The 19,354-nt window shown below is 61.6% G+C and carries 17 protein-coding genes; 8 read left to right on the plus strand and 9 right to left on the minus strand.

Features of this window, described 5'->3' with window-relative positions; genetic code table 11:
* The first annotated feature begins 6 nt into the window (after positions 1-6).
* The 8 genes from prmA to TRP66_RS13600 all read left to right on the plus strand — a co-directional run bounded on the left by prmA (position 7) and on the right by TRP66_RS13600 (position 10,546).
* On the plus strand, positions 7-885 hold the full coding sequence (gene prmA, locus TRP66_RS13565) for a 50S ribosomal protein L11 methyltransferase (RefSeq protein WP_333403065.1): 879 nt from the start codon (positions 7-9) through the stop codon (positions 883-885).
* Positions 886-909: 24 nt separating this feature from the next.
* A complete protein-coding gene (locus TRP66_RS13570) occupies positions 910-2,238 on the plus strand; it encodes a DUF3426 domain-containing protein (protein WP_333403067.1) in 1,329 nt (442 codons plus the stop codon).
* A gap of 317 nt (positions 2,239-2,555) precedes the next feature.
* Positions 2,556-3,569, plus strand: coding sequence for a tRNA dihydrouridine synthase DusB (dusB, locus tag TRP66_RS13575; protein WP_333403069.1), 1,014 nt, complete (start codon positions 2,556-2,558; stop codon positions 3,567-3,569).
* A complete protein-coding gene (fis, locus tag TRP66_RS13580) occupies positions 3,566-3,886 on the plus strand; it encodes a DNA-binding transcriptional regulator Fis (RefSeq protein WP_333403071.1) in 321 nt (106 codons plus the stop codon). Before dusB ends, fis begins: the two co-directional genes overlap by 4 nt.
* Before the next feature lie 83 nt (positions 3,887-3,969).
* Positions 3,970-5,574: a bifunctional phosphoribosylaminoimidazolecarboxamide formyltransferase/IMP cyclohydrolase gene (purH, locus tag TRP66_RS13585; RefSeq protein ID WP_333403073.1), complete on the plus strand. Its 1,605-nt coding sequence runs from the start codon at positions 3,970-3,972 to the stop codon at positions 5,572-5,574.
* A 140-nt stretch (positions 5,575-5,714) separates the two neighbouring features.
* Positions 5,715-7,010 carry a phosphoribosylamine--glycine ligase gene (purD, locus tag TRP66_RS13590; RefSeq protein WP_333403075.1) on the plus strand — a complete coding sequence of 432 codons (1,296 nt, stop codon included), beginning with the start codon at positions 5,715-5,717 and terminating at the stop codon, positions 7,008-7,010.
* Between the two features lie 73 nt (positions 7,011-7,083).
* Positions 7,084-9,825, plus strand: a complete 2,742-nt coding sequence (locus TRP66_RS13595) for a hybrid sensor histidine kinase/response regulator (protein WP_333403077.1) — start codon at positions 7,084-7,086, stop codon at positions 9,823-9,825.
* 124 nt (positions 9,826-9,949) lie between these two features.
* Positions 9,950-10,546, plus strand: a complete 597-nt coding sequence (locus TRP66_RS13600; protein ID WP_442965204.1) for a MarC family protein — start codon at positions 9,950-9,952, stop codon at positions 10,544-10,546.
* A 33-nt stretch (positions 10,547-10,579) separates the two neighbouring features.
* On the opposite strand, the gene TRP66_RS13605 is transcribed toward TRP66_RS13600, so the two are convergent.
* The 9 genes from TRP66_RS13605 to cobG form a co-directional block, all read right to left on the minus strand.
* A complete protein-coding gene (locus TRP66_RS13605) occupies positions 10,580-11,290 on the minus strand; it encodes a hypothetical protein (RefSeq protein ID WP_333403079.1) in 711 nt (236 codons plus the stop codon).
* A gap of 70 nt (positions 11,291-11,360) precedes the next feature.
* Positions 11,361-12,149 carry a hypothetical protein gene (locus TRP66_RS13610; RefSeq protein WP_333403080.1) on the minus strand — a complete coding sequence of 263 codons (789 nt, stop codon included), beginning with the start codon at positions 12,147-12,149 and terminating at the stop codon, positions 11,361-11,363.
* Positions 12,150-12,300: 151 nt separating this feature from the next.
* Positions 12,301-12,936 (minus strand): hypothetical protein, encoded by a 636-nt coding sequence (locus TRP66_RS13615; RefSeq protein WP_333403082.1) that lies wholly within the window; start codon positions 12,934-12,936, stop codon positions 12,301-12,303.
* Entirely contained in the window at positions 12,933-13,532 is a 600-nt protein-coding gene (locus TRP66_RS13620; protein WP_333403084.1) for a hypothetical protein, read from the minus strand. The genes TRP66_RS13615 and TRP66_RS13620 overlap by 4 nt, the downstream gene beginning before the upstream one ends.
* Before the next feature lie 158 nt (positions 13,533-13,690).
* Positions 13,691-14,488 (minus strand): hypothetical protein, encoded by a 798-nt coding sequence (locus TRP66_RS13625; RefSeq protein WP_333403087.1) that lies wholly within the window; start codon positions 14,486-14,488, stop codon positions 13,691-13,693.
* Between the two features lie 365 nt (positions 14,489-14,853).
* Positions 14,854-16,551 carry a precorrin-3B C(17)-methyltransferase gene (gene cobJ / locus TRP66_RS13630; protein ID WP_333403089.1) on the minus strand — a complete coding sequence of 566 codons (1,698 nt, stop codon included), beginning with the start codon at positions 16,549-16,551 and terminating at the stop codon, positions 14,854-14,856.
* Positions 16,551-17,282 carry a precorrin-2 C(20)-methyltransferase gene (locus TRP66_RS13635; RefSeq protein ID WP_333403829.1) on the minus strand — a complete coding sequence of 244 codons (732 nt, stop codon included), beginning with the start codon at positions 17,280-17,282 and terminating at the stop codon, positions 16,551-16,553. The genes cobJ and TRP66_RS13635 overlap by 1 nt, the downstream gene beginning before the upstream one ends.
* Entirely contained in the window at positions 17,282-17,908 is a 627-nt protein-coding gene (locus TRP66_RS13640; RefSeq protein WP_333403090.1) for a precorrin-8X methylmutase, read from the minus strand. Before TRP66_RS13640 ends, TRP66_RS13635 begins: the two co-directional genes overlap by 1 nt.
* Entirely contained in the window at positions 17,901-19,244 is a 1,344-nt protein-coding gene (cobG, locus tag TRP66_RS13645) for a precorrin-3B synthase (protein WP_333403092.1), read from the minus strand. The genes TRP66_RS13640 and cobG overlap by 8 nt, the downstream gene beginning before the upstream one ends.
* Positions 19,245-19,354: the final 110 nt, after the last annotated feature.

Consider the following 19,354-nt stretch of genomic DNA (forward strand, 5'->3'; position numbering starts at 1 on the left):
CCCGCCATGCCCTGGCTGCAAGTTCGTCTCGCCATCAGCCCTGAACAAGCCGAAACCTACGAAGACGCGCTGCTCGAAACAGGCGCCGTTTCGGTGACGTTCATGGATGCCGAAGACCAGCCGATCTTCGAGCCTGAACTCAATACCACGCCGCTGTGGGCGCATACCCATCTGCTGGCATTGTTCGAAGCCGACACCGACCCCGACCTGGTGCTCGCGCACCTGCGCCTGCTGACCGATGCCGAGCTGCCCGAACATCACGCCGAAGTCATCGAAGATCAGGACTGGGAACGCAGCTGGATGGATAACTTCCAGCCGATGCGCTTCGGTCAGCGCCTGTGGATCGTGCCGAGCTGGCATGCCGCTCCGCAACCCGACGCGGTCAACCTGTTGCTGGACCCGGGCCTGGCGTTTGGAACCGGTACGCACCCCACCACCGCCTTGTGCCTGGAATGGCTGGACGGTCAAGACCTGAACGGCTGCAACGTTCTGGACTTCGGCTGCGGCTCGGGCATCCTGGCCATCGCCGCTCTGCTGCTAGGCGCGGAGCAGGCTGTCGGCACCGACATCGACGTGCAGGCGCTCGAAGCCTCGCGCGACAATGCCGGGCGCAACAACATTGCCGCCGAACGTTTCCCGCTGTACCTGCCGCAAGACCTGCCCGCGCAGCAAGCCGACGTGCTGGTCGCCAACATCCTTGCCGGACCGCTGGTCTCGCTGGCTCCGCAGCTGGCCTCGCTGGTCAGGCCCGGTGGCCAACTGGCACTGTCGGGCATCCTTGCCGAGCAAGGCGAGGAAGTGGCGGCGGCGTATGCTGCTACATTCGATCTTGACCCGATTGCAAACCGTGATGGCTGGGTGCGCATCACGGGCCGTCGCCGTTAACCGCCGCCTGAACCGGACCGCCGCATGACCGACAGCTTCGTCACTCAGTGCCCGCACTGCCAAACCAGTTTCAGAGTCAGCCACGCCCAGCTGAGCGTGGCGCGCGGCGTCGTCCGTTGCGGAGCCTGTCTGCAGGTGTTCAATGCGGCCCGGCAACTGCTGGGACAACACGAGCCCGATGCCCAGGCACCCTCCTCCGTCCAGCCGGCACCGCAGACAGTGGAAACGGCGCCCGCTGGCTCCGTGTTGCCGCTGCGCCAGGAACCATCGGCGACACCAACACCGGCCGATGAAGACGATCCCTGGCACGTCAGCGAACTCGATCTCGACAACCTGAACCTCGACGAAGAACTGGCGCGTCTCGAAAAGCGCGACGCGCAGCGCCGCGCTTCGATTTCCGGTCATGAAGAAGGCACGACGCTGACCGCGCGGCGCGACACCTCGCAGTCGGAGGAAGCCGCCTGGGTCGGGCAGTTGCGCAACGACGAGGTCGAGCGACTGCCTGAGCTGCACGCTGAAGTGGTTCCGGCGCCGGAGCTGCGGGTAGTGGCCGAAGAAATAATCGAAGACCGGGCGAAACAGACACGCACCGAGCCCTCGCTGGGCAGCGACCGCGACGCCGAGGACGACGATCATCCGGAGCCAATGCTCGGGCCGCGAATCGTTGCCACCGCAGTAAAGAGCGAAAAGGTCGAGCGCTGGTCAGCACGTGACGACGACCAGGACGATGACGAAATCGATGCCGATGAAGAGCCTGCGGAGCACCACTCGCGCAATCGTCGTGCACGCAGCGAGCCGGGCGTTCGCGAACAGACGCTGCTGGACCTGAACGATGATCCTCTGCAACTGGACTGGCAGCGGCCGAAACCGCGCTGGGGACGCCGTCTGGCCTGGGGCCTGCTGATTCTCCTGGCTCTGGCGGGCCTGGCTGCGCAGTACATCTGGTATCACTTCGACCAGCTGGCGCGCCAGGACCAGTATCGTCCCTGGTTCCAGGAGTTCTGCCCGCAGCTTGGCTGCAAAGTGCCTTCCAAGGTCGACATTTCGCTGCTCAAGAGCAGCAACCTGATCGTTCGCAGTCATCCGGAGTTTCAGGGGGCGCTGATCGTGGACGCCATCATTTATAACCGGGCATCTTTTTCCCAGCCGTTTCCATTGCTGGAACTGCGCTTCGCGGATACCGGCGGTCAGTTGATCGCCAGTCGTCGCTTCAAGCCCAGCGAATACCTCTCGGGCGAAATGGCGGGCAAGGAAGAGATGCCACCTCAGACGCCCATCCATATTGCGCTGGATATCCTTGATCCAGGCGCCAAGGCCGTCAACTACAGCCTGTATTTCCGGTCGCCGGAATAATCCTGATCTTGGCAGGGGACAACTGACCCTGTCGAAGACCGGATGACCTTTCGACTGATTTTCGCTCCATGGTCGTGAGCGATGGCCGCCAGATGACGGCCGTTTCCAGCTTCTGTCGACCGAACCGCAACTGTTCAGATTTTATCCAATTCAGCCTTTATCCAGTCATCGAGAGCGGGTATCATGCCCACCCTTTTTTCAAACTCTCGGTTCGGTCCGACGATTGCGCAGGCGATCCGACGACGGGACCTTTGCAGACCGTGTACAACGGTTTTTACATGGCCTGCGAATGATTCGGCCCCACGATAGGTAAAGCTATGTCGGCGGTACGCATCGGCCCCTATACATTGCAGAACGGTTTGATCCTCGCCCCGATGGCGGGCGTCACGGACCAGCCTTTCCGTCAGCTATGCCGTCGGCTGGGTGCCGGACTGGTGGTGTCGGAAATGGTCACCAGCGACATGAGCCTGTGGAACAGTCGCAAATCGCGGCTGCGCATGATCCATGAAGGCGATCCCGAGCCGCGCTCGGTGCAGATCGCTGGCGGGGATCCGCAGATGCTGGCCGAGGCCGCGCGGGCCAACGTCGAACTGGGCGCGCAGATCATCGACATCAACATGGGCTGCCCAGCGAAGAAGGTATGCAACAAGGCGGCGGGTTCGGCGCTGCTGAAGGATGAACAACTGGTGAGCGACATCCTGCAGGCCGTGGTGGCTGCGGTCGATGTGCCGGTCACCCTGAAGATCCGCACGGGCTGGGATCGGGACAACCGCAACGGCCTGACGGTGGCGAAGATCGCCGAACAGTCCGGAATACAGGCGCTGGCGATACATGGCCGGACCCGCGCCGACCTGTACACCGGCGAAGCGGAGTACGACACCATTGCCGCGATCAAGCAGGCGGTGTCGATTCCGGTGTTCGCCAATGGCGACATAGACTCACCCGAGAAAGCACGGTTCGTCCTCCAGGCCACCGGCGCCGACGGGTTATTGATTGGCCGGGCCGCCCAGGGGCGCCCGTGGATTTTTCGCGAGATCGAGCACTACCTGCGCACCGGCGAAACACTGCCCGCGCTCGAGTTGAATGAAGTGGAACGCATCCTGCTTGAACACTTGGCAGCGCTTCACGCGTTCTACGGAGACGTGATGGGCGTGCGCATCGCGCGCAAGCATGTCGGTTGGTATCTCGCAACCTTGCCGGGCGCCAGGGAATTTCGCGCCCGTTTCAATCGTTTGGAAGACACGGAAGCACAGTGCGCCAACGTCCGGGAATTCTTCAGCCAAGGCTGCAAGGGCCCGGATAACCAGAATGAGAACGAGGTGGCCGCATGACGATGATGACCGAGACTTTAGTGAGTGGAACAACACCCGTGAGCGACAACGTCAATTTGAAACAGCACCTCAACACGCCGAGCGCCGAGGGTCAGACCCTGCGCGGGAGCGTTGAAAAGGCGTTGCACAATTATTTCGCCCACCTTGAAGGCGCTTCCGTCACTGACGTCTACAACCTGGTGTTGTCGGAGGTCGAGGCCCCGCTCCTCGAAAGCGTAATGAATTACGTGAAGGGCAACCAGACCAAGGCCTCCGAGCTGCTGGGCCTCAATCGCGGCACCTTGCGCAAGAAACTCAAGCAGTACGATCTGCTGTAAGCATCACGAACAGAAAAGGCGACCTCACTTGCAACGCGGTCGCTTTTTTTTGCTGATTACTTTTGCTTTTGATGGAAATCGAGATGACCGACCAGACTACCCGCCTGCCGATCCGCCGTGCCTTGATCAGCGTTTCCGACAAGACAGGCATCCTGGATTTTGCCCGTGAACTCGAAGCGCTGGGCGTCGAGATCCTTTCCACTGGCGGTACGTTCAAGCTGCTGCAGGACAACGGCGTGGCCGCGGTCGAAGTCGCCGACTACACCGGTTTTGCCGAAATGATGGATGGCCGGGTCAAGACCCTCCATCCGAAAATCCATGGCGGCATTCTGGGCCGTCGCGGCACCGACGACGCCATCATGAGCGAGCACGGCATCAAGCCGATCGACCTGGTTGCGGTCAACCTCTATCCGTTCGAAGCGACCGTTTCCAAACCGGGTTGCGACCTGCCGACTGCCATCGAGAACATCGACATCGGCGGCCCGACCATGGTCCGTTCCGCGGCCAAGAACCACAAGGACGTGGCCATCGTGGTCAACGCCAGCGATTACGGTCAGGTTCTGGAAAGCCTCAAGGCCGGTGGTCTGACCTACGCCCAGCGTTTCGACCTGATGCTCAAGGCGTTCGAACACACCGCAGCCTATGACGGCATGATCGCCAACTACCTGGGCGGCATCGACCAGACTGCCGAGACCTTGAGCACCGAAGGCCGCGGTCAGTTCCCGCGCACCTTCAACACCCAGTTCGTCAAAGCGCAGGAAATGCGCTACGGCGAGAACCCGCACCAGAGCGCGGCGTTCTACGTCGAAGCCAAGCCGGCCGAAGTGGGCATCGCCACCGCGACCCAGCTGCAGGGCAAGGAACTGTCGTTCAACAACGTGGCCGATACCGACGCCGCGCTGGAATGCGTGAAGAGCTTCGTCAAGCCGGCCTGCGTCATCGTCAAGCATGCCAACCCGTGTGGCGTTTCGGTCTGCCCGGATGACGAGGGCGGAATCCGCAAGGCCTACGATCTGGCCTACGCCACCGACAGCGAGTCCGCGTTCGGCGGCATCATCGCCTTCAACCGCGAGCTGGACGCCGACACCGCCAAGGCCATCGTCGAGCGTCAGTTCGTCGAAGTCATCATCGCGCCAAGCGTCAGCCCGGAAGCCCAGGCGGTCGTCGCGGCCAAGGCCAACGTACGCCTGCTCACCTGTGGCCAGTGGGGCGAGCGCCTGCCGGCATGGGACTACAAGCGTGTCAACGGCGGCCTGCTGGTCCAGAGCCGCGACATCGGCATGATCACCGCCGATGACTTGAAGGTCGTCACTCAGCGCGCCCCGAGCGAGCAGGAAATCCACGACCTGATCTTCGCCTGGAAGGTCGCCAAGTACGTCAAGTCCAACGCCATCGTCTACGCCAAGAATCGCCAGACCGTCGGCATCGGCGCCGGCCAGATGAGCCGTGTGAACTCCGCGCGCATCGCCGCGATCAAGGCCGAGCACGCCGGCCTGCAGGTCCAGGGCGCGGTCATGGCTTCCGACGCGTTCTTCCCGTTCCGTGACGGCATCGACAACGCGGCCAAGGCCGGCATCACTGCCGTGATCCAGCCGGGCGGCTCGATGCGCGATGCGGAAGTGATCGCCGCAGCGGACGAAGCCGGAATTGCAATGGTGTTCACCGGTATGCGCCATTTTAGGCATTGATATCCGCGTAGCCGTAGGAGCGAGCTTGCTCGCGAATGCAATCTGTCAGCGACCTCGATGTTGACTGGCACACCGCTTTCGCGAGCAAGCTCGCTCCCACTTGCCGAACATACAGAATTGGCTTCATCGAGGTTTTTGAAATGAATGTTTTGATCATTGGCAGTGGCGGTCGTGAACACGCGCTGGCCTGGAAAGTGGCGCAGGATCCGCGGGTCGCCAAGGTTTTCGTTGCGCCGGGCAACGCGGGCACGGCCATCGAAGCCAAATGTGAGAACGTCGCCATCGACGTGCTGGCGCTCGAACAACTGGCCGACTTCGCGGAAAAGAACGTATCGCTGACCATCGTCGGTCCTGAGGTTCCGCTGGTCGCCGGCGTCGTCGACCTGTTCCGCAGCCGTGGTCTGGACTGCTTCGGTCCGACCGCGGGCGCGGCGCAACTCGAAGGCTCGAAAGCCTTCACCAAGGATTTCCTGGCGCGCCACAAGATTCCGACCGCCGACTACCAGAACTTCACCGAGATCGAGCCGGCCCTGGCTTATCTGCGTGAAAAAGGCGCACCGATCGTGATCAAGGCCGACGGCTTGGCCGCGGGCAAGGGCGTGATCGTTGCCATGACCCTGGAAGAAGCCGAGGAAGCGGTGCGCGACATGCTTGCCGGCAACGCCTTCGGGGATGCCGGCTCGCGTGTGGTCATCGAAGAGTTCCTCGACGGCGAGGAAGCCAGCTTCATCGTGATGGTCGACGGCAAGAACGTACTGCCGATGGCCACCAGCCAGGATCACAAGCGCGTGGGCGACGGCGACAGCGGTCCCAACACGGGCGGCATGGGCGCCTACTCCCCTGCCCCGGTGGTGACCCCCGACGTTCATCAGCGGGTCATGGACCAGGTCATCTGGCCGACCGTGCGCGGCATGGCCGAGGAAGGCAATGTCTACACCGGCTTCCTGTACGCGGGTCTGATGATCGACAAGGCAGGCAATCCCAAGGTCATCGAATTCAACTGCCGCTTTGGCGACCCGGAAACCCAGCCGGTCATGTTGCGTCTGCAATCGAGCCTGGTTCTGCTGGTCGAGGCGGCACTGGCGCAGGCGCTGGACAAGGTCGAAGCGCAATGGGACCCTCGTCCGAGCCTGGGCATCGTGCTGGCCGCCGGCGGCTATCCGGGCGACTACGCCAAGGGCGCCATGATCGACGGCCTGGAAGCAGCTGCCGGGCTGGATGGCAAAGTGTTCCATGCAGGCACCACCCTGCAGGACGGCCGCGTCGTCACCAGCGGTGGCCGGGTGCTCTGTGCCACGGCGCTGGGCGAGACAGTCGGCAAGGCTCAGGAAAACGCCTACGCTTTGGCAGCGAAGATCGACTGGGAAGGTTGCTTCTATCGCAAGGACATCGGTTATCGCGCCATCGCCCGCGAACGCGGCGAAGGTTTGAAGTAACCGAATCGGGCCTGCTTAGCAGGCCCGATTGCCGTACAGGTATCAGGCAATAACTTCACGAAGGGATCTCATCGTGCGCTGGCTCAGGACTGCCTCGGCTTCAATCATCGGTCTGCTGACCTTTCTGTTCATGGTCTCCGCGCACGCGGAGCATGGGGCAGGCTGGTCGGTATTGCCTGATGAACAGGCAAGCCTGCAACTGAGCGAGGTCCGTTCCACGCGTTACCAGAATCAGTTCAGCCCGATCGATCTGCCGCAAATCAGCGCGGCGGAGCGTGGTGGCGCACTCTGGCTGCACTACCGTCTTCAGCCCGGCAAGCATGAGCAGCTCCTGCGAATTTTCGCGCCCGACCTCGCCACGGCCGAGATGTACATTCTCGATGGCGAGCATCTGATCGATTATCTGCGTACCGGCAACGATGTTCCCCGCCGGGATCAGCGTCTGCCATCGAGCGATTTTCTGCTGCCCGTCCCGCAGACTTCAGTACCGCTGGATATCTATCTGCGTCTGATGTCCACCCAGAACATGCGACCCAGCATTACCCTGCAACCGGCCATCGAAAGCGCGGCCAACGAGCGCCAGCCCTTGTTGTTCGGGCTGCTGTTCGGCGCACTGGGGATGCTGATCATTCAGAACATCACCCGATACTGGCACACCAAGTCCCGCAGCAACCTGTGGCTGGCCGGGTGCGAGAGCCTGCTGGCCCTCAGCGCCTTGCTGCTGCTCAGCTTTCCAGGCCTGGCGGGCCTGCATGTTCCGCCTGTGCCGGCCGCTCACCTGGCACTGTTGGCGGCGGCAGTCACCGGCCTGATCTACACGCGGTGCTTCTTCACGTATCGCAGCGGCGGGCGACCTGATCGATTGCTGCTGATGAATATCGCGCTCATTGTGCTGGGGGCTCTGCTGGTCGTCGCATTCGATGAACTGCCGATCAACGCACTGACCTTCGGGCTGGTGGCACTCACGACCGTCAGCATCCTTATCGTCTCGGTCTGGCACTGGCAGAAGGGCTACCGCCCTGCACGTCTGTTCGTCTGGGCGATGGCGATCTTCAACATCGGCTATCTGGTGATCCTCCCCGGTTTCCTCTGGCTGAGTCTGGTGCCGCCCCAATTGCTCATTCTCACGCTGCTGGGCGTATTCTGCGCAAGCGGGCTGTTGATGAGCATCGCCTTGAGCGAGCGCCAGCGCAGCATCACCGAGAACGATTTCAGCATCAGCCGCGAGCAGGCGGCGAATGCGGCGGAAATCAGCGCCAAGGCGGAATTTCTGGCCAAGATCAGTCATGAGATTCGCACCCCCATGAACGGCGTGCTCGGGATGACCGAGCTGCTATTGGGTACTCCGCTTTCGGTCAAGCAGCGCGACTACGTGCAGACGATTCACAGCGCCGGCAACGAATTGCTCACCCTGATCAATGAAATCCTCGACATTACCAAGCTCGAATCCGGGCAAATCGAACTGGATGACGTGCAGTTCGATATTGCCGCGTTGATCGAGGACTGCCTGGACATCTTCCGCGCCAAAGCCGAGCAGCAGCATGTCGAACTGATCAGCCTGATTCAGCCCCAGGTGCCGCAAGTCATCAGCGGCGACCCGACACGCCTGCGTCAGACACTGCTCAGCCTGCTGGAAAACGCGCTGAAGAAAACCGAAGAGGGCGAGATCTTTCTCGCCGCGGGTCTTGATACCTCGCGACCCGGCAAACCCCGGCTGCGAATCACGGTACAGGACAGTGGCGATCCGATCTCGCCCCAGGAGCGAGACGCACTGCTCAATGCCGAACTGCACAGCAGGAACTTCCTCGCCAGCAGCAAGCTGGGCGGCCATCTGGGACTGGTCATCGCTCGGCAATTGATCATGCTCATGGACGGTGAGTTCGGCATCCAGCAGGGCAGCACCCAGGGGAGCACCCTCTGGGTGTCCCTGCCGCTGGATCCGAAACTGCTGGAGCAGCCAGTGCTCGATCTGAACGGGCCGCTCGAAGATGCCCGGGTGCTGGTGGTCGACGACAATGACACTTGCCGCAAGGTCCTCGTGCAACAGTGCAGCGCCTGGGGACTCAATGTGAGCGCCGTCGCCTCGGGCAAGGAAGCCCTTGCCCTGCTGCGGACCAAAGCGCACCTGCGCGACTACTTCGACGTGGTGCTGCTGGACCAGAACATGCCAGGGATGACCGGCATGCAGCTGGCGGCCAAGATCAAGGAAGACCCGAGCCTGAACCACGACATTCTGCTGATCATGCTCACCGGCATCAGCAATGCGCCCAGCAAAATCATTGCGCGCAATGCGGGCATCAAGCGCATCCTCGCCAAACCGGTCGCCGGATACACGCTCAGGACCACGCTGGCGGATGAATTGAACCAGCGCAACGTGGGCGCCCTGGCCTCAAGCCAGGCCACTGTCCCGCCCGCCCCCGCGATGGTTCCCGAAGACTTTCGTATTCTGGTCGCGGAAGACAACACCATTTCCACCAAAGTCATTCGCGGCATGCTGGGCAAGCTCAACCTGAACCCGGACACGGCGAGCAACGGCGAAGAAGCGTTGCGGGCGATGAAAGCCCAGCGCTACGACCTGGTGTTGATGGACTGCGAAATGCCGATCCTCGACGGTTTCTCCGCAACCGAGCAACTGCGCGCCTGGGAGATGGGTAATCAGCGGGTGCGAACCCCGGTCGTGGCACTCACCGCGCATATCCTGACCGAGCACAAGGACCGTGCGCGTCAGGCCGGTATGGACGGGCACATCGCCAAGCCCATCGAACTGTCGCAATTGCGCGAGCTGGTGGAGCACTGGGTCGCCCAGCGGCACTGACCGCAGGTGCGGATTCATCCGCGATCTGGCGCGCAGCGGCAGCAAAACAAGCCGCGCGGAGTATCGCCGCTATCCGAGCCTGATAGACTTCGCCGGTCATTCACTCGCGCCTATGAGTTCAACCATGCTGCATGTGCTGTCTAGCGTTTATCTAAAAATGCTGGTGCTTTACAGCCCCTTCTTCGTTCTGTCGTGCTTCATTGGTCTGACTCGCGGTCACTCGCGCAAGGAGCAGCGCCGCCTGGCGTGGAAAGTCGGGTTCGCGACACTGATCGCAAGCGTGCTTCTCTACCTGTTCGGACGGGTGATCTTCGAGGTGTTCGGGATTACCGCCGACGCATTCCGTATCGGCGCCGGCAGCGTGCTGTTCATTTCCGCCCTGGGCATGGCGCAAGGCAAATCGGCGGTTCAGACCGACAACGTTCAACAGGACGTCACCATCGTTCCCCTGACCATTCCGCTCACAGTCGGGCCGGGCACCATCGGCGCCCTGCTGGTCATGGGCGTCAGCCAGCCGCACTGGGACGACAAGCTGACCGCGATTCTCGCTATCGCTCTTGCCAGCCTGACCGTGGGCGTAGTGCTTTTTCTTGCCGGGCGGATCGAACGCCTTCTCGGCGACCAAGGCTTGCAAATCGTCAGCCGCCTGATGGGGCTGTTCGTCTGCGCCCTCGCCGCCCAGATCATCTTTACCGGCATCCGTGGCTATCTTGTGCTCTAAGCCACGGACACTGGGTTCAAGCGCTCCCCGGGCTCAATCAGGGGCCTCTGAGCATGCGAGCGGCAAGATCATTTCCGCCGGCCTGTCAGCCAGATATTTCTCGACCGTCGCTCGTACTCTAGCGTAACCCGCCGCGTTCCATGTCCGCTGGAAAACTCGCGCCTGGACTGCCCCTGTCAGCTGAGCGCCGGTGAAAGGCTGCTGCAGGAAGTTTTCGACCCACGCAGCGGTGGTCATGAACGTTAGCCACAAATACTTCACCACTTGGTCTGGAAGCAATACGCTGATCAGCAGTGCGAGACTGCCTGTTGCGTTGGAGGCCTGGTGCGCATACTCCTCGACAGGGGGATGGAAGACCGTGAAACGCTTGAACAAAGCTTGCGCCCGAGCCTCTGGCGATCCACTCAGGCATGCCAGTGCCCGGGTAACATGTTCGGCATGCGCGGGCGCAAGATCATTCAGCAAAAATCGTCCGATGATGGACTCGATGGTAAGGATGTCCTCGTCTCCCGGCTCAAAGCTCTGCCCCTCGATCCCTGTGCCTAACCATTTCAAGGCAATCAAAGCTTTGTTGTATTCTGCGAACCATTGCGCCGACGAACGCTGTAAAGGGCATCTGACGTCCGCTTTCATCTGTGCGAACAAGAGCGCTGTCTTGATGTCTTCCAACGCTTGTATCGAAGCCGGATCAGGGGCGCATACGAGATTTCCTGCCACCACCCAGTTATCAGTCACGTATTCCATTACGTGCACTCTCCTAGTCAGAGGAAAAGGGCCGCCCATCATGGCGGCCCCTTTATTTCATTAAGGTTCGTTACTTCAAACCCTCGAAAAAATCATCTGCCTCACCTTCCAGAAAGTCGAGGATGCGCCCCTTGTTACGCTCATAAGTCCCCTTACTGAACTGCACACCCTTGGCCAATCGTTTTATGTCCAGCCTCGAGACTGACCACTTCCAGAACAAGGCGCCACCCGAACTATGCCGATAATCACAATGCACCGAAAGAAGATAAGTGATTGGAATGCCAGCACTGGACTCGATGCACGGCATGATGCGGAACTGGCTGACTGTTCCTCGACGACTATTACTTTCGAACAGTTTCATGAGCGGGTCATTTTTTTGCAGTTTGTCCAAGACCAGGCCCAACAGGGAAACAACGGTTGCTGCGTTAGGGCCGGCAACTGCGCTGATCAGTTCAAGGACAAGAGAGTCCATCTGCAAGTTTTGGTTTTTGGAGGTGTAGCTGCCATACTCGTGACCACCAGTTGTCAACCAGCCCGCTTGTTTTAACGCTCCAGCGTACGCCGTCAACCACTCGACCGCATCATTGTTTACATCAGCCTTCTTGTTGGCAACGGTTTCTGCGAACTCCACCCCGAGCAGCACAGCTTCCCGATTCTGCTCACTCACGCCGTCAGCGAAGGCCACGATAGCCGGGGCATCCTTACTGATCTTGGCTGAATCCTTCTCAGCCTCAGCGTCAGCATTCAAATTCACAAGCTGGATCGGCTTGATACGCTGCCTGTTGGATGGAGGAAGGCTATCAAAGTAAGCAGCCGATTGTTCGGGGGTTGGAAAATCATTCACTTCTACATCGGTCATAAGTGCATTCCTTTGCATAATTAACTATTCATATTACGGGCCAACAAACGTCAAACCCGGTTTAACCTTAGCATTCTTACGAATCCATTCAATTTCAGAGTATTTACTAATCATTACGATTCAGATAGAGCCCTGGGGTCAGGTCACGCGGCTAAATACTCACACCACTGATTAATGCGTCCGCTCTGTTCTTTAGATACCGCGCGACATCCGCGCGATGTCGTGCGTAAGCGGCACTGCCAAACACATAGGCTCCGCCTTTGAAGTAAAACAACAACCTGCGTCCACCCGCCGAATAGTCGTCGACAGTCAAATGCAGCCCACAGAGCAATAACAGGTTTTGCCCGTCATCCAGCCTGGCGCAGGGCACGATCTGAAAGCTGCCCAGGCGCCCGTTATCTAGGCCGTGATCGAAATACGCGTTGGCAGCCTGGTATACCCCCAGGGCCTGAAACGCACGCCGCACCAATTCAGCGAGCCGCTCGTGCCCGGCGGTGCCGATGATGCGAAACGTTGCATCCATCAGATCCTCGGTGCTGCTGATCAACAGCGAGTCATCCAGAATCAGACTCTTCTGACGCAATCCGCGGGCGCTCAATCTGTTGCGGTAGTAATGCATCCAGCTGGTCCAGTGGCGCTGGAAATCATAGACGTGGCTGGCGAACAGCTGTGCGTCCAGCAGCATGTCCTGAATGTCCGCCCTGTCCTGCCCGGTCAGATCCGGCTCGAACGCGGCGAGACTCGGGATATCGCCTAGCGAAGCCGCGTTTTCTTTGGCTGAGGTCATTGGTTCTCTCCGTCGCTTATGCCGCTGTCGCCCAGCGGGCGGATCAGCATTGGCCGCTTGTCGGCGAGGGCAGTGCTCAGGGGATCGCGAAAAGGCGCGCTGGCTTGCTCGGACAAATGCATCGAATAGACGGTCAACTCCAGGTTGCCGGACAGGTGCCCGGCTTCAAGCGGCTCGAACAGAAAGTCGGAATGCAGCGGCTGCCAGGTGACGAGATGCAAAACCGCAAGGCTGAGGGTTCCCTGCGGATCGATAAGCCCCAATTGCAGGGTGACTGTGGCTTGTCCCGGGCTGTGCTCCTTCGCCCTGATCTGCAGAGCCTGACTGGCGAGCAGATTCAACGCTTTATCCTGAGCGCTGGTACGCACTTGCCGTTCGGCATCCTCGATCACGTCCGCATCGAACAGCGGACGAAGCGCGGCCGTGCAGATGCTCCAGACGCTTTCGTGTTGGGAAGAAGACAGACGTCCGCTGAGATGCTCACTCGCGTTCAGTGTCCATCCGAACCTCAGCGCGGCGGTGAGCCAAACTTCTTTCCAGCTGCTGAAATCGCTGAACCTTTCGTGTTTCCTGGTCGCGGCGAGCTGAAGATACAACAGCGAATCCAGCAGGTCGTTACGCCGGTCGACCGGCGTGGATCGAGCAAAGAACAACAGGCATCCTGCGTTGACAACCGCATCATTCAAACGTGGTTTCATGGACGAGTCCTTCTACCGGGTGAACGGAGGCGCGATGCGCCTCCGAAAGCGAATACTCAGATGTCGAATTCCGCGATTGCGCTTTTTGCACTGCTGCCCAGCTTGTCCTGAATCTGTGCGCGATGACGGGCATAGATGCGGGTATTGAGGGTCATGTTGTTCTCGCCGCGATAGATCTCGACTTCAGAGTTGTTCCATTCCCAGAACAGCACGTTCGTGACATTGAGCTCGGAACGAAACGCCACGGCGCCCATGGCCAGATTCACAAGCCCGTCTCCGCTCTCGCTGCAGGAAGCGATCCGGAAATTGCCTCCGCGATGGGTGCGCGTCTGCCGCTCGAACAGCCGCAACGGTTCTTCATTGGCGCTCAGCGCCGTCAAGGCGTCCTGGGCGACCTTGAGCAGCGCAAAGGCAGCCGGCCCGGGCAGAGCCGCCGCCGCAATGGCAGACTTGATGATTTCCAGACCCGCCTGATCCATGGTGAATTGCTGCCGGGCGGTGCCGTAGCGCGCATACCGCCAGTGCGTGGAGACCCAGCCAAGGGTTGCGAGCACCGTATTGAACTGCTGATACCAGTGGTCGCTCTGGGTCTCCGGATTGGCGGCCTTGTTGGCGACCAGCGTGGCGAACAACAGGGAGTCCATGACGTCCTCCCGATTCTGACGGGAAACACCTTGGGCGAAGGCCACAAGGCTGCCACCAGTCACAGCCGCTTGCGCAGCGAGGGCCGTATCCGTCGCAAGAGCCGGGTAAATCGCCGCCGCGCCAGTTTCCGTCAGCTGTTCAGCCAGCGAGCGAGTGCCGTCCGCCATTTCAAAGGCGGCGATGTGTTGCAAGCGTTGGGTGTCGTTCATGATCGTTCCATTGAGTCAAAAATTCGTCCGTTGATCCTTGTCTTCCAAGGACAGAAACGAGATTAGCGATCTCTGGCAGAGCGGTTCAGTGAGGCACTTTGCGATCAACTGGAGGGGGAAACCGAGCCGGTCTTACAACGAAGCGAAAAAAGAAAGAATCATCGGCAGCCGTCGGTGCCCGGAAACACTGGCTCGGAGGAAACGACTCAGGCGCGTCACTGAAAACGGCTACATGCCGCGCAGTTCGCGTTCGGACATTTCGGGCAGGGCGGGAAAGAAAAATTCCACGATCGTGGCTAACGAATACGCATCAGGCTCAGCCTGCTCTCGCAGGCCGCCTGATCAATTCCGACGTGTCCGGGCAATCAGTCCGGCTTGTTTCCATACCAGCGTGGCGTATAGACCCAGGTGCCGCCGGGCCGGCTAAACGTGCAGGTCGTGGAAGACCCAATAAGCACCATGGTGCGCATGTCCACTTGCTCGGGTGTGAGTTCGCCCAGCGTTATGACGCGCAGGCTCTGTCCCGGCCGGGCGATATCACGTCCCAGCGTGACCGGTGTGTCGGGACTGCGGTGCTTGCGGACGATTTCAAGTGCACGCCCGAGCTGCCAAGGCCGGGAACGGGAGATCGGGTTATAGAACGCGAGCGCCAGGTCGGCCTGCGAGGCCAGATCCAGACGCTGCTCGATGACGTCCCAGGGCTTGAGATTGTCGGACAGCGAAATGACGCAGAAGTCGTGCCCCAAAGGCGCGCCGGCCTGGGCCGCGGTTGCCAGCGAAGCGGACACTCCCGGCAGGATTTCCAGCTCGACCGCGTGCCACGCAGAATCAGCGGACTCGTGCAGAGCTTCGAGCACCGCCGAGGCCATGGCGAACACCCCAGGGTCGCCCGAGGACACCACCACCACCGAGCGACCTTGCGCCGCCAGTTCGAAGGCATGACGGGCACGCTGCATTTCCTCGCGATTATCCGTGCAGTGCAGCACCTGATCGGCACGGAACGGTCCGGCCATGCGCACGTAGGTTTCGTAACCCAGCACATCGGTGGCGCGTGCCAGCTCGGCCTTCACTGCCGGCACCATCAGATCGGCCGAGCCCGGTCCGAGCCCGATCACCGCCAGACGACCGCGCGGTCGCCCGATTCGCGCCACCTCCAGCGGCTGGCTGGCGACCGCAATGGCAATACCTTCACCGGCGCTGATCGGCGGCAGTAACTGCGGGACGACTGCACGCGCCATTTCGCTCGCGGGTGCGCTTTCGACGAACCGCACCGGCACGCCTAACTCCACGGCCGCCCGATGCAGCTCAGGGTTGCCCATGTCGCTGTCCCCCGCCAGCAGGCAAGCCAGTGCCTGTGGGGCGATCCGCGCCGAGTGCAGGGCCTGGCGTATCATTTCGCCCGACTCAGGACCGGGTTCGCTGATCGCCACCAGCACGCTGCGGGGGTAGATCAGCAACTCGTCGGGCGACGATTCGCGTTCGCTGCAACTGATGCGAATGGTTCGCTGCGCGTCAGGCGCCTGCGGCAACTGCGCGGCTGCCAGCCAGGGCGCGTCGCCGTCGATGCGCACCTGTTCGCCGGACAACAGATCCGAGACAAAGCGCTTGCCCAGTTCCAGATCCCCAAGCGCGTAACCTGCCGGAGGATTGAGCAGGCAAGTTCCGAAGCGCAGTTCGCCGCTGGTGGTGATCGCCGGAGCGATGCCCAGCTCGCCGGCAATTTCGCGGGTCAGGACATTGACGCCGCCCAGTCCGCCCAGCAACGGGACGACCGCGCTGCCGTCTTCGGCCACGGCGAGCACTGCCGGCTCCGCCCCTTTTTCGACCAGCAGCGGCGCCAGCGTGCGAATCACGATTCCGGCGGAACACAGCGCAATGATCGGCGTGTTCTGTCGATACAGTTGCCGCAGGGTCGCGCCGAATTCGGTGTAGTGCAGGTCCGCGTCCTGAACGCGTTCGGCCAGGCCATGAATCAGCGCATCGGGGTAGATCCGCTGGATGCGTCGGGCGGTCGCCAGGCTGCCATTGCCGAGAATGACGATGGCGGGAATTTCGTGAGTCATCAGCCTTGCCACCTTTCGCCCGGAACGATGATCAACGAGAAATAAGGCGACGACATCGGATCGACCTCGTCCAGCGGGACGATCTTCTGGTTGCTCATGGTGGCCCGTTCGACATAGAGCGCGCGTTGCGCAAGACCCAACTCATTGAGCACCTGACGGACCTTGGGAAAGTTGCGACCCAGCTTCATGATCACGGCCGCGTCGGTGTCTGCCAGCTTGCGCTTGAGCTCGTCATGGGGCAGCACACCCGACAGTACTGACAGACTCTGATTGCGATACACCAGCGGAGCACCCAACACCGAAGCGCCGCCGAGCATCGAGCAAACGCCGGGGATCACCTCGGCCGGATAGCGTTCGGCCAGACGATCGTGCAGGTACATGTAGGAACCGTAGAAGAACGGGTCGCCCTCACAGATCACCGCCACGTCGCGTCCGGCATCCAGATGCGCGGCGACGTTCAGGCTCGCTTCATCGTAGAAATCGCTGATGATCTGTTCGTAGGACATGGGCGCCGGCAGCACTTCCGTAGTCACCGGATAGACCAGCGGCATCAGCGTCTGCGCATCCTGCAGATGCCCCTCAATGATGCTGAACGCATTGCCCTTTTTGCCTTTGGCAACGAAGTACGCCACGACCGGCGACTCGCGCAGCAGCCGCAAGGCCTTGAGCGTGATCAGCTCGGGATCCCCAGGCCCCACACCCAGGCCGATCAGTTTGCCGCGAGTCTGCATCATTCGATCTCCGTCGCCAGGGCGTTCACCGCAGCCACGGCCATGGCGCTGCCGCCACGACGGCCCTGCATGATCACGAAAGGTACGCCACGACTGTCGGCGGCCAGCATCGCCTTGGATTCCGCCGCGCCGACGAAGCCCACCGGAAAACCGAGAATCAGCGCCGGCCTCGGCGCGCCGGCGTCGAGCATTTCCAGCAGATAGAACAGCGCCGTCGGCGCGTTGCCGATGACCACGACGCTGCCTTCCAGGTGCGGACGCCACAGCTCCAGCGCCACGGCAGAACGGGTGTTGCCCAGCTCGCGGGCCATTTCCGGCACGCCGTCATCATGCAGGGTGCAGATGACTTCGTTGTTGGCCGGCAGACGGCTGCGGGTGATGCCTTCCGAGACCATCCGCGCATCGCACAGGATCGGCGCGCCTGCCGCGAGCGCAGCGCGTCCGGCCGCGCCGGCGCCGGGCGAGAAACGCAGGTCCTCGATGACTTCCACCATGCCGCAGGCATGAATGACACGAACGGCCAGCTTTTCCAGGTCGGCCGGAATGGTGTCCAGACGCGCCTCGGCGCGAATGATCGAGAAGGAATTGCGATAGATCTCCTGACCATCGCGGATGTAATCAATCATGGGTACTGCTCCGTGAGCCGGCGGCCAGTTGCGCGCCGACTGCTTCAATAGTGAGGTCGCGCGCCTTGAGCAGGCCGAAACCGGGCTGCGCTGCGTCGCGAAAATAAAGGTCGTAGCGGCCCGCAGCCGTCGCCAGCAAGGTCACAGGCGCGACGTGGGCGGCCGCGCAGGAACGCGCACAGCCGGTCAGATGGACGGACTGCCCCGGCGGCAGTATCCCGGCCAGTCGCCGTGCGTCCGTCTTGGTGTCGGCCAGTGCCTTGCCGCAACCGCTGCTGCCCGTGCAGGCGATGACCCGAGCCAGCGGCTGTTCGACGTTGCAAATGAGCCTGGCCCGCTCCAGGTCGTCGAGTATTCGTGGGGCCTGTTCGGCGGGTACGTTGGGGATCAGCAGGCTTTGCCAGGGCGTCAGGCGCAGCGTGCCGTCACCCGTTTGGGCGGCCAGACGAGCGACTTCGGCGAGCATGGCGTCATCCAGTCGTCCCAGTGGCGCAGCCCCGCCTACCGCGACCATGCCGGGCGCGGACTGAGGATAGATACCCAGATGACGTTCGCAGGTCATCTTCGGCCGCTGCCACGCGCTTATCCGCTCATCAGTGCGCAGACTCAGCTCCGGGCGGGCAGCCAGACGAAGCAACAACTGCTCGGCCGGTACCTGTGTCAGCAAGTGCCGCATGCGGACCTGCTCCGGGCGCGCCAGATCGAGGAACAGTTCGATCAGCGCCACCACCAGCGCATGCCCGTGCTCAAGCGGCACGGCAGCCAGCGGCCGGTCGTTGGCCGGGCAGCCGGCCAGTCCGAACGCCAGCAGCTTGTCGCCGTCCAGCTCCAGGGCCGAGAGCCAGATGTCATGGGGATGCTCCAGCATGACCAGCGCCTCGCCGGCGTCCAGCGACACCGCGAACTTGGCCGAGAGCTCCCGGAATCGCGGGTGATTTTCCAGCGACTGGAGAATCTGCGCCGCCAGGGGCCGGGCGTCGAACAGCATCTGCGGGTCCAGCCCCGCAGTAGGACTGAGCAGCAGATTGCGTACGTCGTCGCTGTCCGGGTTGGCCGGCCCGAGACCAGCGTCCATCAAGGCTTTGATCAGCTCTTGATGGTCGCCGTCGATGCCACGGATCTGCAGGTTGCCGCGATTGGTCGCCTCGATCACGCCCTGGGCATGACGTCGAGCCGCCCGGGCCACTGCGTGCGCCTGTTCGGCGCTGATGACGCCGCCCGCCAGTTTGATTCGACAGATACCGCCATCCAGCGCCGGGACGATACGCAGCAACCCCGGACAGGCCGAGGGACGTGGCGTTGCGAAAGAGGGGCGAGCGGACTTCTGCTCGTTCAAGGAATCACCGGTGTGAGCGTTCTGTAGTGTGGCTGGAGTTCGTTGGGCGCGCCTGAGCACCTTGGGCGCGGTATTATGCCTGCTTTGTCCGCTGGCATGAAAAGACGCTC

It is taken from the genome of Pseudomonas sp. JDS28PS106 (assembly GCF_036706555.1).
Lineage (GTDB): Bacteria > Pseudomonadota > Gammaproteobacteria > Pseudomonadales > Pseudomonadaceae > Aquipseudomonas.

What these genes read in the sequence shown, in the direction of transcription:
- prmA (WP_333403065.1), top strand. Translation starts at nt 7, where the DNA reads ATGCCCTGGCTGCAAGTTCGTCTCGCCATCAGCCCTGAACAAGCCGAA.
- TRP66_RS13570 (WP_333403067.1), top strand. Translation starts at nt 910, where the DNA reads ATGACCGACAGCTTCGTCACTCAGTGCCCGCACTGCCAAACCAGTTTC.
- dusB (WP_333403069.1), top strand. Translation starts at nt 2,556, where the DNA reads ATGTCGGCGGTACGCATCGGCCCCTATACATTGCAGAACGGTTTGATC.
- fis (WP_333403071.1), top strand. Translation starts at nt 3,566, where the DNA reads ATGACGATGATGACCGAGACTTTAGTGAGTGGAACAACACCCGTGAGC.
- purH (WP_333403073.1), top strand. Translation starts at nt 3,970, where the DNA reads ATGACCGACCAGACTACCCGCCTGCCGATCCGCCGTGCCTTGATCAGC.
- purD (WP_333403075.1), top strand. Translation starts at nt 5,715, where the DNA reads ATGAATGTTTTGATCATTGGCAGTGGCGGTCGTGAACACGCGCTGGCC.
- TRP66_RS13600 (WP_442965204.1), top strand. Translation starts at nt 9,950, where the DNA reads ATGCTGCATGTGCTGTCTAGCGTTTATCTAAAAATGCTGGTGCTTTAC.
- TRP66_RS13605 (WP_333403079.1), bottom strand. Translation starts at nt 11,290, where the DNA reads ATGGAATACGTGACTGATAACTGGGTGGTGGCAGGAAATCTCGTATGC.
- TRP66_RS13610 (WP_333403080.1), bottom strand. Translation starts at nt 12,149, where the DNA reads ATGACCGATGTAGAAGTGAATGATTTTCCAACCCCCGAACAATCGGCT.
- TRP66_RS13615 (WP_333403082.1), bottom strand. Translation starts at nt 12,936, where the DNA reads ATGACCTCAGCCAAAGAAAACGCGGCTTCGCTAGGCGATATCCCGAGT.
- TRP66_RS13625 (WP_333403087.1), bottom strand. Translation starts at nt 14,488, where the DNA reads ATGAACGACACCCAACGCTTGCAACACATCGCCGCCTTTGAAATGGCG.
- cobJ (WP_333403089.1), bottom strand. Translation starts at nt 16,551, where the DNA reads ATGACTCACGAAATTCCCGCCATCGTCATTCTCGGCAATGGCAGCCTG.
- TRP66_RS13635 (WP_333403829.1), bottom strand. Translation starts at nt 17,282, where the DNA reads ATGCAGACTCGCGGCAAACTGATCGGCCTGGGTGTGGGGCCTGGGGAT.
- TRP66_RS13640 (WP_333403090.1), bottom strand. Translation starts at nt 17,908, where the DNA reads ATGATTGATTACATCCGCGATGGTCAGGAGATCTATCGCAATTCCTTC.